This is a genomic window from Paenibacillus sp. FSL P4-0184 (assembly GCF_038004625.1).
Classification (GTDB): domain Bacteria; phylum Bacillota; class Bacilli; order Paenibacillales; family Paenibacillaceae; genus Paenibacillus_AQ.
The window spans coordinates 2082949-2096951 of the sequence record NZ_JBBORN010000001.1 but is presented as its reverse complement, the minus strand read 5'-3'; the positions used below and the strand labels follow the sequence as shown (position 1 = coordinate 2096951).

At 44.9% G+C, this 14003-nt stretch carries 15 protein-coding genes and 1 riboswitch; of the genes, 14 read left to right on the top strand and 1 reads right to left on the bottom strand.

All coding sequences use genetic code 11. From position 1 onward, the window contains the following. The first annotated feature begins 156 nt into the window (after positions 1 to 156). From MKY52_RS09030 to rsmI, 9 genes are all read left to right on the top strand, one after another. Positions 157 to 1698: an aminotransferase class I/II-fold pyridoxal phosphate-dependent enzyme gene (locus tag MKY52_RS09030; protein WP_341050980.1), complete on the top strand. Its 1542-nt coding sequence runs from the start codon at positions 157 to 159 to the stop codon at positions 1696 to 1698. Continuing rightward, a complete protein-coding gene (gene tmk, locus MKY52_RS09025) occupies positions 1699 to 2340 on the top strand; it encodes a dTMP kinase (protein ID WP_042183814.1) in 642 nt (213 codons plus the stop codon). 123 nt (positions 2341 to 2463) lie between these two features. Next, positions 2464 to 2793 (top strand): cyclic-di-AMP receptor, encoded by a 330-nt coding sequence (locus MKY52_RS09020; protein WP_042183817.1) that lies wholly within the window; start codon positions 2464 to 2466, stop codon positions 2791 to 2793. Positions 2794 to 2842: 49 nt separating this feature from the next. Further along, complete coding sequence (locus MKY52_RS09015; protein ID WP_341050978.1) at positions 2843 to 3286, top strand: YaaR family protein; 444 nt, start codon at positions 2843 to 2845, stop codon at positions 3284 to 3286. 117 nt (positions 3287 to 3403) lie between these two features. After that, the gene (gene holB, locus MKY52_RS09010) at positions 3404 to 4378 is read left to right on the top strand and encodes a DNA polymerase III subunit delta' (RefSeq protein ID WP_042123085.1); all 975 of its coding nucleotides are present in this window, start codon (positions 3404 to 3406) and stop codon (positions 4376 to 4378) included. Positions 4379 to 4517: 139 nt separating this feature from the next. Further along, positions 4518 to 5318, top strand: a complete 801-nt coding sequence (locus MKY52_RS09005; protein ID WP_042123087.1) for a PSP1 domain-containing protein — start codon at positions 4518 to 4520, stop codon at positions 5316 to 5318. A gap of 31 nt (positions 5319 to 5349) precedes the next feature. Next, positions 5350 to 5715 carry a DNA replication initiation control protein YabA gene (yabA, locus tag MKY52_RS09000; RefSeq protein WP_042123089.1) on the top strand — a complete coding sequence of 122 codons (366 nt, stop codon included), beginning with the start codon at positions 5350 to 5352 and terminating at the stop codon, positions 5713 to 5715. A 76-nt stretch (positions 5716 to 5791) separates the two neighbouring features. Continuing rightward, the gene (locus tag MKY52_RS08995) at positions 5792 to 6565 is read left to right on the top strand and encodes a tRNA1(Val) (adenine(37)-N6)-methyltransferase (RefSeq protein ID WP_042183822.1); all 774 of its coding nucleotides are present in this window, start codon (positions 5792 to 5794) and stop codon (positions 6563 to 6565) included. Then, positions 6562 to 7476, top strand: coding sequence for a 16S rRNA (cytidine(1402)-2'-O)-methyltransferase (rsmI, locus tag MKY52_RS08990; RefSeq protein WP_341050977.1), 915 nt, complete (start codon positions 6562 to 6564; stop codon positions 7474 to 7476). The genes MKY52_RS08995 and rsmI overlap by 4 nt, the downstream gene beginning before the upstream one ends. A gap of 324 nt (positions 7477 to 7800) precedes the next feature. On the opposite strand, the gene MKY52_RS08985 is transcribed toward rsmI, so the two are convergent. After that, positions 7801 to 8055: an AbrB/MazE/SpoVT family DNA-binding domain-containing protein gene (locus MKY52_RS08985; protein ID WP_042123095.1), complete on the bottom strand. Its 255-nt coding sequence runs from the start codon at positions 8053 to 8055 to the stop codon at positions 7801 to 7803. Positions 8056 to 8359: 304 nt separating this feature from the next. Between MKY52_RS08985 and MKY52_RS08980 the strand changes: the two genes are divergently transcribed. The 5 genes from MKY52_RS08980 to rsmA all read left to right on the top strand — a co-directional run bounded on the left by MKY52_RS08980 (position 8360) and on the right by rsmA (position 14000). Beyond that, on the top strand, positions 8360 to 9637 hold the full coding sequence (locus MKY52_RS08980) for an HD domain-containing protein (RefSeq protein WP_341050975.1): 1278 nt from the start codon (positions 8360 to 8362) through the stop codon (positions 9635 to 9637). A 111-nt stretch (positions 9638 to 9748) separates the two neighbouring features. Beyond that, positions 9749 to 10519, top strand: a complete 771-nt coding sequence (locus tag MKY52_RS08975) for a TatD family hydrolase (protein ID WP_341050972.1) — start codon at positions 9749 to 9751, stop codon at positions 10517 to 10519. A 197-nt stretch (positions 10520 to 10716) separates the two neighbouring features. Further along, positions 10717 to 10946, top strand: a riboswitch (cyclic di-AMP (ydaO/yuaA leader). A gap of 281 nt (positions 10947 to 11227) precedes the next feature. Beyond that, positions 11228 to 12391 (top strand): 3D domain-containing protein, encoded by a 1164-nt coding sequence (locus MKY52_RS08970; protein ID WP_076286881.1) that lies wholly within the window; start codon positions 11228 to 11230, stop codon positions 12389 to 12391. Between the two features lie 176 nt (positions 12392 to 12567). After that, positions 12568 to 13119: a ribonuclease M5 gene (gene rnmV / locus MKY52_RS08965; RefSeq protein ID WP_042183831.1), complete on the top strand. Its 552-nt coding sequence runs from the start codon at positions 12568 to 12570 to the stop codon at positions 13117 to 13119. After that, positions 13116 to 14000, top strand: coding sequence for a 16S rRNA (adenine(1518)-N(6)/adenine(1519)-N(6))-dimethyltransferase RsmA (rsmA, locus tag MKY52_RS08960; RefSeq protein WP_042183833.1), 885 nt, complete (start codon positions 13116 to 13118; stop codon positions 13998 to 14000). The genes rnmV and rsmA overlap by 4 nt, the downstream gene beginning before the upstream one ends. The last annotated feature ends 3 nt before the right edge of the window (positions 14001 to 14003 follow it).

Here is a 14003-nt window from a genome sequence, read left to right as displayed (position 1 = left end):
ACGAAGGCTGCATTAGTGATATTCAATACACGGCTTCCTCGTTCTTCAGGCGGGAGGAGCCGTTTTCTTGTCCATAGGGCCGCTTTTACACTGAAGCGTAGGCGTTTGCGAATATTTACGTTAAAATAGAAGGAACCCTATGGGAAGGAATTTAATATGAATAAATTACAACGTTGTAGGGCGCCTATATACGAAATGCTGGAACAATATAGAATTATGGGTAATAGATCATATCATGTGCCAGGTCATAAGAATGGAGAGGCATATGAGGGCGTTGAAGGCGCTGGCTTTTTAGATGAGGTAATGAAGTATGATGTTACGGAAATTTCCGGAACGGATGATCTTCATCATCCTGAGGGAGTTATCAAGGAAGCGCAAGAGTTGGCAGCAGACTGCTTTGGAGCAGAGGAAAGCTTTTTTCTGGTTGGAGGGAGCACAGCCGGCAATCTGGCTCTTATTCTAACCGCTTGTCCCGAGCCTGGAATGATTATGATTGTTCAACGCAATGTGCATAAGTCAGTCATTCATGGACTGATGTTGGCTGGAGTACGTGCTGTTTTTCTGGAGCCTCTGATTGATCCACTCAGCGGCTTGGCAGTGGCGCCGGCGGCCGAAGCTGTTAAGGCTGCACTTGCAGCCTATCCTGAAGCCGCAGCTGTACTTGTTACCATGCCCAATTATTACGGCATGGGTAGTGATCTTGCGCCCCTCGCGAGTATTTGTCACGACAGCGGTGTACCGCTGCTTGTGGATGAGGCGCATGGGGCGCATTACGGGCAGCACCCGGCGCTGCCAGCCGGGGCACTTGCTTGTGGCGCGGACGGCGTCGTGCAGTCCACGCACAAGATGCTCACAGCGATGACCATGGGCGCTATGCTGCATGTTCAAGGACCGCGGCTCAACCGCGCCCTGCTCCGGCAGCGGCTCGCCATGGTGCAGAGCTCCAGCCCATCATATCCTATGATGGCGTCGCTGGATCTTGCCCGGCGGCTGCTGCACAGCCGGGGCAAGGATGCCTTCACGGCGGGGCTGGCCGCCGTGGACGTTCTGCGGCGCGGGCTCGCGGAGCTGCCGCGCTACGGACTAGTGCAGCCGGCAGAGCCGCTGCACCCGAATACGCCGCCTGATTATATGGCGGCGTACGTGACACAGGACCCCTTTAAAGTCGTCATTTATGACGCCACCGGGGTCCTGAGCGGCTTCGAGCTGCAGCGCAAGCTCGAGGCAAAGGGCTGCGTGCCGGAGATGAGCGATGACCGGCACGCAGTACTGCTGTTTAGCCTTGGATCGAAGGCTGGAGATGCAGATCATTTGCTGCAGGCGCTGCGGGAAATAGATTCGGAGGAACCTTCCGAATCACCGAACGCCCCCGACTTATCAGGCGCTCGCAATATTTCCACGTGGAACAATTTCCATCCTTTACAATTCTCAGCTCCTGTCCACTTCTCATTGAAGCCGGTGTCAGCGAATGAGATTGAAAGTATTGATCTTAAACATTGCGTGGGTAGAGTGGCGGCAGAGATGGTTATTCCCTATCCACCAGGCATCCCGGTATTATATCCGGGTGAAGTGATCACAGATCAGATCCAAAGAAGGCTGGCTGGTTTAGCCAAAGGAGGCGCCAAATTTCAGGCTTGTGCTGATCCGGTCTTGCAGCGTATTGAGGTATACAACATTCAGAAGGGCGGAGAAGCATAAGTGGGAAAAGAAGGTTTCTTCATAACATTAGAAGGGGGCGAAGGCTCCGGAAAAACAACGGTACTAGGTAGAGTAACGGCCTATTTACAGAACCGGTCCATGCCTTATCGAATTACCCGTGAACCGGGTGGCGTTGAGATTGCTGAGAAGATTCGTTCCATTATTCTAGATCCTGCCCATACAGCTATGGATGCGCGTACAGAGGCATTACTATACGCTGCATCAAGAAGCCAACATCTCGCCGAAGTCGTTGAACCGGCTCTTAGAGAAGGGCTTACTGTACTCTGTGACCGCTTTGTAGACAGCAGCCTCGTTTATCAAGGACATGCGAGAGGACTCGGAATAGAAGAGGTATGGAGTATTAATCGTTTTGCAATAGGGAACCGTATGCCAGATCTAACCTTTTATCTGGATGTAGACCCAGAGATAGGGTTGTCACGGATAGCAGCGAATCAAGAACGGGAAGTGAATCGTCTGGATCTGGAGAGCCTTTCTTTTCATAAGAAGGTCCGTGAAGGCTATCAATTATTAGCCCAGGCCAATCCGGACAGAATAGTAGTTCTGGATGCTAATCGCCCCATTCATATGGTAGAACAAGATATCGTGAGAACTCTTGAAGAGAGAGTATTAAAGGGTTTTTAGGGTGTTTTGTCTAATATACTAAGAGAAGTGACATATAATTAGGCGTGTGCTTATGAAGTAAGGGTTACTACGAGTAACTCTAAGTAGTAATACACCATAAAAGTATTGGGAGGGAATGCGAAGATGAAGTTGATCATTGCAATTATCCAGGATAAAGACAGTAACCGGTTGTCCAGCGAGCTAGTCAAAGCCAATTTCCGTGCTACTAAACTTGCAAGTACAGGTGGATTTCTACGAGCGGGGAATACGACATTTATGATCGGGGTAGAAGACAGTCAGATTGAATCCGTATTGACCGTGATCCGAAACAGCTGTAAAGTGCGTGAGCAGTTAGTCACTCCTGTAACACCGATGAGTGGAACAACGGATTCGTATTTGCCACTTCCTGTTGAGGTACAAGTGGGTGGAGCTACTGTATTCGTACTTCCTGTAGATCGTTTTGAACATTATTAAGTATAATATAGATTAGCAAGCCATTTATAAAAAGGGCGGTAGATAACCTTTGAAGATCAATCCGGGGTATAGGCCCTTGAAGAGTGAGATGCCAAATACAGAAGGGGCTAACAAACCCGTTCAGCAAAAAACGTTCTCTGATGTTTTTCAGCAGCAAAGTGAGCAGAAAACCAAAGATGAACTGAATCGCCAGATCAAAGAAATACAGTCTCAAGGCGATCGTTTATCTAAGTCTATGACGATTCGTGAGCTTACCATCTACCGGATGATGATCAAAAGATTTCTGGAGGAAACGGCTCGAAGAGGTGTCATTCTGAAGGAAACACGCGGATGGGATCGACGTGGACGTGGCAAGCGTTACAAGCTGCTTGAGGAAATTGATTCGGCTTTGCTATCAATGGCAGATGATTTGCTGAATAGTGAGCAAGGCCGGATCGATCTGTTAGGACGCGTTGGAGAAATCCGTGGGTTGTTAATCAACCTTTCTTTTTAAAATATAAGAAAGTATATGCTTTACACTATACTTTAGCCTTATATTTCTCGATTAAACACTTACCGTCCTTATAAGGACGCTAAAGGCGTTTATGGTTGAAAGTTTTGGGAGGAAATTATGCCTTTTCATGATATAGTAGGCCAGGAGAACGCCAAGCGGCTACTCCAAAATGCCTTGCGCAAAGAAGCTGTGAGTCATGCTTATTTATTTACAGGGCCGGCAGGCAGTGGACAAATGAAAACGGCGCTGATGTTTGCCCAAGCTATATTTTGTACCCAGAGCAAGGACGATGCCTGTGGGGAATGCCTGGAGTGCCGCAAAGTAGAGCATGGAAACCACCCTGATTTGTCACTGCTGCAGCCAGATGGAGCAAGTATTAAAATAGATCAAATCCGTGAGCTGCAGCGCGTCTTTTCCTATCGGTCAGAGGGTGTGAATCCGAAAGTTTATATTATAGATGGAGCAGACAAAATGACGGTACAAGCTGCCAATAGTCTGCTGAAATTTCTGGAGGAACCACCAGCTCCGGCTGTTGGAATCTTAATTTCTGATAATAGCCGTTCCTTATTGCCAACAATTCAGTCGCGGACTCAGCGGATTCCATTTAGTCCGTTAAACCCGGATATTATGCTCCAAGCTCTGGCAAGTGAGGGCGTTCCCATACCCTTAGCTCGATGTGCAGTATCACTTAGTTCAGGACTTGATGGTTGCAGGAAACTTTTGGAACAGAATTGGTTTGCAGAAATGAGAAATGTAATGTTACAATTAGCTAAGGAGTCCTTAGGCAAGGGCAGCTCCGCTGTAGCAACTGCTGGGCAGAAGCTGTTCAAGACCGGACTCGCTGAACATTTGGATATCTTCTTCAGCATGTTCCATCTGTGGTTTAAAGATATGCTTTACTTCCTGTATCGTAAGCATGAGAGTATCGTTTTCATAGATCAGTTAGACTTTATTTCCAGGCATGCCCGTGAGCGGAGTGCGGAACAATGGGTGGCTTATATGGGATTTGCTGCAGAGAGCACTAAGAAGCTGCGATCCAATGCCAATGCCCAGTTGTGTCTGGAGCAGTTTTTAATCCGACTGGAAAGTTAAAGGATTAGTTATGATATATCCTCCGGATGTCGCTTTACCTGGAAATATCGTTTTAACAGACGAGGAAGGACAAGCATGGATCATCAGGGAGCGGACATGCCCATAGGTTCCTTTTACCGGCAAACAAGGGGGTTAATTTTTGTACAGCGTAGTAGGTGTCCGTTTTAAAAAAGCGGGTAAAATATATTATTTCGATCCACTTGATTTTCCGATTGAACGGGATCAATATGTTATTGTGGAGACAGCACGTGGGGTTGAATACGGTAAAGTTGTCGTAGGCAAAAAAGAGGTGGAAGAATCCGACGTAGTTTTGCCCCTCAAAAAAGTGATGCGTATTGCCGGAGAAACCGACGCACGCGTAGTTGAAGAGAACAAAGGGGCTGCTAAAGAGGCTTTTACCACCTGTTTAAATAAAATACGCGACCATGGTCTCAAAATGAAGCTCGTCGATGTAGAGTTTACTTTTGACCGTAATAAGATTATATTTTACTTTACGGCCGAAGGACGGGTCGACTTCAGAGAATTGGTTAAAGACCTAGCAAGTATCTTCCGGACCCGCATTGAGCTACGGCAAATTGGGGTGCGTGATGAGGCTAAAATGCTAGGTGGACTTGGACCTTGTGGGCGAGTACTTTGTTGTTCATCTTGGTTAGGGGATTTTGAACCCGTATCCATTAAAATGGCGAAGGATCAGAACCTGTCACTTAATCCGACGAAGATTTCAGGACTTTGTGGACGTCTGATGTGTTGTTTGAAATTTGAGCATGACAATTATGAGAGTGTAAAGGAAGAAATGCCAGCGGTCGGCAAGATTGTCGTGACCTCATTGGGTGATGGCAAAGTAGTAGGACTTAATGCCGGAAGCCGTACGGTTCATGTACAGTTGTTTGAAGTGGGCAAAGTTAAGGAACTTCCAATGGATGATGTTGTCGTCAAGTAAACCATTATAAGGTTACTTTCGGGGTGGAAACTTGGAGAAGAAAAATATATTTGCACACATGCAGGATATGGAAGCACAGATGGAAACGATGCGCGCCAATCTTGGAGAATGGAAACAGACGGTAAAAGAACTGATGGAAGCTAATCAGAGGTTAACTCTGGAGAATGAACAGCTTCGCAAAATTTTAAAGCGGGATGCACCTTTGGATCCTACCGTAGATTCTGCGGAGGCGGAAGCTCTTTTAGCTGCCGGAGAGGGAACAGAAGAGGTTGTCGGGGAAGGTTATGACAACTTGGCCCGGCTTTACCATGAAGGCTTTCACATCTGTAATGTTTATTTTGGACATTTACGCACGGAAGGTGATTGTCTGTTCTGTCTTTCTTTTCTTAATAAATGAGGATATCCAGCCGTAGGAGATTGATCCTACGGTTTTTTTTGAATTTAGCTCAACAAAACATTTAGGAGATTACTACATGACAAATTCTTTTAACGATATATCTGTTCCTTTGTTGCCGACGGAGCGGGTGGATGATTTATTAACGCATGACTTGCGAATTATTCAAAGTGACGAAGTATTTAGCTTTTCTATGGATGCTGTACTGCTTGCGCGTTTCGCCAGCGTTCCGCCTCGTGGGAGAGTCCTGGATCTTTGTACTGGAAATGGTGTAATTCCTATTTTGATGACGACCCGAACTAAAGCTTCTATAGAAGGGATTGAAATTCAACCCCGTTTAGCGGATATGGCTCGGCGTAGCGTGGCTCTAAATGGGCTACAGGATCAGGTTGTGATCCATGAAGGCGATTTACGTGAGTTATATAAAGTTGCAGGGCATGGCGTATATGATGCAATAACAGTCAATCCTCCTTATATGCCGCTTAACGGCAGTGACCTCAAGCTGAACACTCATCAGGCCATGGCTCGTCATGAAATCGGGTGTACGCTGGAGGAGGTCATTCAAGCCTGTGTGAGACTGGTTCGCACCGGTGGAAAGGTAAGTATGGTTCACAAGCCACAACGATTGGTCGATATTATTAGTCTTATGAGAAAATATAGGCTCGAGCCTAAGATTATTCGCTTTGTACATCCACGTGCGCATCTGGAAGCTAATATGGTATTAATTGAAGCGATACGTGATGGTAAGCCGGAGGTTCGTTTACATCCACCACTCATTGTATATAATGAGGACAATCAATACTGTCCAGAAATTATGGACATCTACTATGGTGCTAAAGAGGGTAAATCATGACGATATCATGCCAAAGCAGTTTTCAGAACAATAACAATACACATAAGCAGGAATCAACCGGTTCACTCTTTTTGGTGGCAACACCCATCGGTAATTTAGAGGATATGACTTATCGTGCTGTCCGCACATTGCAGGAATGCGATATTATTGCAGCTGAGGATACAAGACAAACTCGGAAATTGTTGAGCCATTTTGAAATTACACCCTCTATGCTGTTCAGTTATCATGAGCATAATAAGGCTGCCAGTGGACCTGAACTTATCCGCTATATAATAGAAGGAAAAAATTTGGCACTCGTCAGCGATGCCGGTTTACCAGCCATTTCCGACCCTGGTGCAGACCTTGTAGCCCTTGCCATAAGTCACGGTATACCAGTAATTCCTATACCCGGAGCTAACGCAGCTTTGTCAGCATTAATTGCCTCCGGTCTGCCTACGACTACTTTCACTTTTATCGGCTTCTTACCTCGAGAACGTAAAGATATCCGTGCGGTATTAAGTCCACTTCGTTCGGCGCAAGGGACTATACTGTTCTACGAATCTCCACATCGCGTGGTGAAGACACTGGCTCATCTCCATGAAGCATTTGGCAATCGACGAATTGTGCTTGCTCGTGAACTGACGAAGAGATATGAGGAGTTTCTTCGTGGGACGATCGAGGAATGTATGGATTGGCTCGCTGAACATCCACCGCTTGGTGAGTATGTTATCGTCGTTGAAGGCGAGAGCAAGGAAGATGCAGAAATGGCGGAATCGGCTTGGTGGCGCCAGTTAAGTATTGAAGAACATGTTGCTCATTACGAAGCAGCAGATATGCCGCGTAAAGAAGCTATGAAAAAAGCAGCCTCTGATCGTGGTGTGTCAAAGCGGGATATTTATAACGCACTTCTGGATAAAGCGGAGCAGCAATAAGTGTCATTGACGGATTCTAATTCTAAGAGGTTAACCAGGTACGGAGGGGTATTACGAAGCTGACGAGATTCTAGCCTGAAGGTGGTTCCCAAAAGGAAGCCCAAGATATACCAGATCATGGTAAAACTCGTTTTACTTCATGCTCTCACCGCATTACCCATCATTATTAGGTGTCATGGGGGAGTAAATCCTTATAGACACCTTTTGGGGCGGGAAACACAGGTGATTGCAGAAAAAAAATACCTCCCGTGGTCACGGGAGGTCAAGGAGATATGAAAAGGTTAGAATTAACAATTTGATTAGTTCTATTATATACTATTTATTTTAGTTTGTCACAGGGGTAGGGATAGTAGAAATGCATTCATGACAAACTATTTTTCCTTTGAAGTAAGTTACGTTCTCAGCGTTGCCGCAGAAAATGCAGGCAGGCTCATATTTCTTAAGCATAATGCGCTCACCATCAACGTAAATTTCAAGTGCATCTTTTTCACCAATGCCAAGAGTACGGCGCAATTCAATGGGAATAACTACCCGTCCAAGTTCGTCTACTTTTCTTACAATTCCTGTTGATTTCATCATAACAATCGTTACTCCTCTCAATGTTCCAAAAACGTCATTATTCGACATTGTTCACTGTTTTATGATATTTATAATACCAACGATTCCCAAAACAGTCAACCTTTTTTCATCTGTTAAATAAGTGCTTTTTCACGAAAACTTTGAATTCCCTATAACAATCACGAATTCTAAAAAAAGTGAAAAAATAAACTTTGTCGATTTACCAAGACTAAAAACGTCACTATTCGACAAAGTACGACATAATTACTTATTATATACTTATATTGGTTAAAATCATATTAAATTTAATAAAGGAGTTGATCTCATGAAGCAGCCGCTCACAGAAGAAAAGGTTTTCAAAGATCCGGTTCACAATTATATCCACGTGCAGGATACTATTATTTGGCGACTAATAAATACAAAGGAATTTCAGCGTTTACGCCGAATTCGCCAGCTGGGTACCTCGTATCTTACTTTTCATGGCGCAGAGCATAGTCGGTTTTCTCATTCCCTAGGGGTGTACGAAATTACACGTAGAATTATTTCGCAATTTGAACGAAGCGGGTATAAGGATTGGATTCCTGAAGAAAGTCTGCTCACCTTGTGTGCGGCCTTGCTGCATGATCTCGGACATGGTCCATTTTCCCATTCTATAGAAGAAGCTTTTGAAATGAATCATGAGGATTGGACTTGTCGAATTATTCTGGAGGACACAGAGATTACTGAGATCTTGCGTGATGTGGAGGAGGATTTTCCTCGTAAAGTAGCCTCTGTAATCGCTAAAACTTATGAGCATGAAATTGTTGTAAATCTGGTTTCCAGTCCGCTAGATGCTGATCGCATGGATTATTTGCTGCGTGATGCGTACTATACAGGTGTAAACTATGGAACGATCGACATTGATCGGATTTTAAGAATGCTGCGTCCTTATAATGGTCGAATTGTTGTAAAAGAATCGGGAATGCATGCCATTGAAGATTATTTAATGTCGCGTTATCAAATGTACTGGCAAGTCTATTTTCATCCGGTGACACGTAGCTCAGAGATTATTTTGCGACAAATTTTCCGTAGAGCCAAGGAGCTTTTCCAAGAGGGGTACAATTTTAGTTTCATGATTAATCCGCTGGAGGATTTGTTCCGTGGTGAGGTGACAGTGAAGCAATATTTAATGCTAGATGAAGCACTGGTACAGACGGCTTTTATGCAGTGGACGCTTGAGAAAGATGAGCTCCTAAGTGACTTGTGTACCCGTTTTATTCATCGTAAACTGTATAAATATGTAGAGGTGGAGAATCTCGATACAGATATGATTACTGAAATTCGCAGCAGTTTTGCGGCAGCCGGACTTCACCCAGAATATGATTTGGAGATTGATTTTCCGACAGATCTGCCCTATGATGTGTTCCGTCCGGGAGAAGCTTTTGACAATAAACAAATTCTGCTGCTTGATCGGCATGATCATCTGCGGGAAATTTCAGAGGTGTCGGATATTGTGCGTTCTATTAGCGGCATTCACCGTGGAAGATATCATCTTTATTTTCCTCAGGATAAGTTGAGAAATACTCGATTGCCTGGTTCTATTGCAGAGATTTTTGCAAAATAATACAAGAAAATATGGGATTTTTGACAAGAAGAGTAGAAATATAAGATATAACGGATAGCTTGAAACTTATATTGTCTTATATTTAAAAAAGAACAAGGAGTGAGGGTTAAAATGTTTCTGTTTGACACACATACGCATCTGGATGCACCTCAATTCGACGAGGATCGCGAAGAAGTTATCGCTCGTGCTGTAGAAGCAGGAGTTAGCAAGATGATTAATATCGGATTTAATCGGGAGACGATTCCCTCAACGATGAAGCTGGCGGAATCTTATGATTATATTTATGCGGCAGTGGGTTGGCATCCTCAGGATGCGATTGATATGAAAGAAGGAGATCTCGATTGGATTGCTTCTCTATGCAGTCATAAAAAAGTAGTGGCTATTGGTGAAATCGGACTGGATTATTACTGGGATACTTCTCCCAAGGATGTGCAACATGAAGTTTTTCGCAAGCAAATTGGACTAGCCCGTGAACTAAATATGCCGATTTGTATTCATGATCGTGATGCCCATGAGGATGTTGTACGGATTTTACGGGAGGAAAAAGCAAATGAGGTTGGAGGCGTGATGCACTCGTTCTCAGGAAGCTGGGAAACAGCTAAAATGTGCTTGAATCTTGGTTTTCATTTATCCTTTGGAGGACCCATTACGTTCAAAAATGCAAGAGTGCCAAAAGAAGTGCTTGCGCAGACCCCACTAGACCGATTATTGATCGAAACCGATGCTCCATATTTGACTCCACACCCCTTCCGCGGGAAGCGAAATGTGAGCGCTCATGTGAAGCTTGTAGCAGAGGCAGCAGCTGAAATTAAAGGGTTAACATGGGAAGAATTGGCTAAAATAACGTATGCGAACGCACTGGAACGATTTGGGATTCAGTGAAAACGGGAGCAAAACAGGCGAAAAATAGAGAATGGCCGATATATTAAACTTTTTTAATATAAAAACGGCTGAATATTACAATATTTTAACCATATTTTTGCGTAAACGTGGTTGAATCGTCCTTTACAACATGCATCAAAACAGGATATCATCTTTTCAGTGATGTGAGCTGTGTTATAGTGACAGCCATTGATTCATGGATCGTCTCGCTGAGTCTCCGTATGGAGAACGGGGGAACCAATATTGACCTGCCGCATGCCTGTATTTTAAATACGGTTTAGACGTGCCGTAGGACAGTATTTGATTTCTTTACGTGGTCTTTGGGGTGAATTTAAGGGCAACCGCCATGAGCGGGTGACCTGAAATAGGGCGTCTCTCTTTCGTCCGAACCCGACAGCTAACCCCGTAAGCGCAAGTAAGAGAGGCAACCTCGTGCACAAGCATTCTCTATTCTGATATTGGAGAAGCCACGAAAGAGTCCTCAGTTGAACTCTTTTTAGGCTTTTTTATTTTTGAATAAATAGAATGTTGCCCACATACTGTTATATAACAGGGGTGGGAGTAGCTGTGCCGAGCAGGCGATCCATGAGCAGGAGACGCTAAGTTATTACGTGCGTGTCCTGTGACAATCTCAAATAGTTTCGTCAAAGGAATTCAGTCCTCATGATATACAATTGACGACGGGGCTATGTAAGGAGGATGGAGAGAATGGGCGTATTCCAACCAGAAGTATCCCATGATTCGCAGTCATCCAGCAGGTCTTTCGCATTACGGTGGGAGCAAGTAAATACTCGCGTACTTTTACTTGCAGGCGTGATTTCAGTCGCTATCGCGCTACTTATTCTGCTGTACGTACACGGTCAAAGTAACAAACAATTATTTTTAGTAATAGACGGGCAAACACAGACGCTTGAAACGCGAGAAGCGCTTCTTGGTGATGTGTTGGAGAAAGAGCAAATTTCGCTGCAGCCGCATGATGAACTATCTTTAGGACTGAGTGATGAAATAAAAGACGGTGACCGTGTCGTTATCAATCGTGCGCAGAAAATTAGTCTTACTGCGGATGGAGCAACAAAAACGTTATATACGACCGAAGACACAATTGGTAAAGCAATTGAGAAAATGGGCATTACCCTAGAAGGTCATGATAAGATTTTCCCTTCGTTAGACACCACCATTTCTGCAAACATGGAGGTTAAGATTGTTCGCATCAACAAACAGACTGTACAGCGATCAACTAACTTACCCTTCAGAGTCATCAAGACAGCAGACCCCTCCCTTACTGTGGGAACAGTTAGAGTGGCACAGGCAGGCAAACCAGGCGTCATGATTCAGCATATTGAAAAGATCTACCAAGACGGAGAACTGGCCTCTATGCGCATGATTGGTAAGGAAGTACAAACGGTAACGAAAGATAAGATTATTGCCGTTGGTACCAAAGCACTTCCTAAGCCGGCTGTAGCTAAGACTACAACAACTTCCAAATCAAACACCACTTCAAAAACGGCTAAGGTTAGCGCCAAGACTAATAACGTCACTAGCAAGGCTGGCGTAGACTTTGAGTACAAGAAGATGATTAAGAACGTCTCCATGACAGCTTATTCATCAGAAGAGCCAGGTATTGGTACCAAAACTGCCTCCGGAACACGCGTAACGGAAGGTCGTACAATTGCGGTAGACCCGAATGTAATCCCTATTGGCTGGTGGGTATATATCGAGGGGCTAGGATTCCGCCGAGCAGAAGATACTGGCGGTGCCATTAAAGGCAATAAAGTAGATGTCTATTACGATTCACTGAGCCATGTCCGTAATTTCGGTCGTAAATCGCGTACCGTTTATGTGATTGGACCTGTGAAGCCGGAGTTAAACTAGGCTGAAGCTTTTGCAAATTATTCTTTGATAAGCTATAGTGATGATAACCGTTAAGGAACGCCAGATGATCATTTCGTTGATCGCAGAGCAACCGCTCATCACTTATACATTCTTTAACCAAAAGAAGAGGAGCGAAACCTCTTCTTTTTTGCTTTTTTTGGAAGGAGTCAAGAGATATGATTAAGGAATTAATTGTCGTTGAAGGTAAGAGTGATACCGTCGCTGTTAAACGCGCTGTAGAAGCAGATACGATCGAAACAGGGGGCTCGGCTGTAGACCGGACCGTAATTGCGAAGATCGCGCTTGCTATGGAGCGTAGAGGAGTGATTATCCTTACTGACCCGGATCACGCGGGTGAACGAATTCGTAAGATTGTGTCCGCAAAGGTTCCGGGCTGTAAGCATGCCTTCATTCCGGAGAAGGACGCAACCCGCAAGGGAGATATTGGTGTGGAGAACGCTTCTCCAGAGGCGATTCGTCATGCGCTGCGGAATGTACATACCTCTTTTGAAGGTGCACCTGCTTTAATTGGACTTGATGATCTAATGGCCGCTGGAATGCTTGTACATCCTCGGGCAGCTGAAAGACGTATGGCACTTGGTAATTTGCTTGGAATCGGATATTGTAATGGCAAGCAGCTGTACAAGCGGCTGGCGATGTTTGGAATTACGCGGGAGGAATTTGCCGGAGCTCTCGCCCAAATTGATCAGGGGGGCATTACTTCATGAGTGGTAGAGAGGAAATTTCGACTCCAAAACGGACGAAAGAAATTATTCAACGTTATGGATTCAAGTTCAAGAAGAGCTTAGGACAGAATTTTTTGATTGATCAAAATATATTGGACAAGATTGTTGACGCTGCTGGGCTAGATAGTGAATCAGGGGCATTGGAAATCGGTCCTGGGATTGGTGCCCTGACGGAGCGTTTGGCGCTAACCGCCGGTGCGGTGACTGCTGTGGAGATCGACCGTAGGCTGATTCCTATTTTAAGGGACGTACTTTCCCCTTATCCGCATGTAAAGGTTCGTAATGATGATGTTCTGAATGTAAATCTGCAGGAGCTGTTCAAAGAAGATTTTGCATCCGTGAACAAGGTAAGTGTAGTTGCCAATCTGCCGTATTATGTAACTACTCCGATTCTGATGAAGCTGCTCGAAGAGAAGCTTCCGCTTGATAACATCGTTGTAATGATTCAGAAAGAGGTTGCGGAGCGTATGGCTGCTTCTCCGGGAGGAAAGGAATATGGGAGCCTTAGCATTGCCGTGCAGTACTACAGCGAGCCTGAGCTCGTCTGCATTGTGCCGCGTACGGTGTTCATTCCTCAACCTAATGTGGAGTCCGCTGTAATCCGTCTAAAGGTAAGAGAGCGTCCACCGGTAGAAGTTGAGAGTGAGAAGCACTTCTTTGAGGTAGTCCAAGCTTCTTTCACACAGCGTCGCAAGACGATTGCTAACAATCTCAAAGCTCGTTACTTCCCTGAAGAGGGACGTGAGCGTCTGGAGGCTTTACTCGCAGAAGCTGGTATTGAACCAACACGTCGTGGAGAAACGTTAAGTCTAGAAGAATACGCCCGATTGAGCGGTGTTCTGTTAGCTGCTGGAATTGAATAAGCT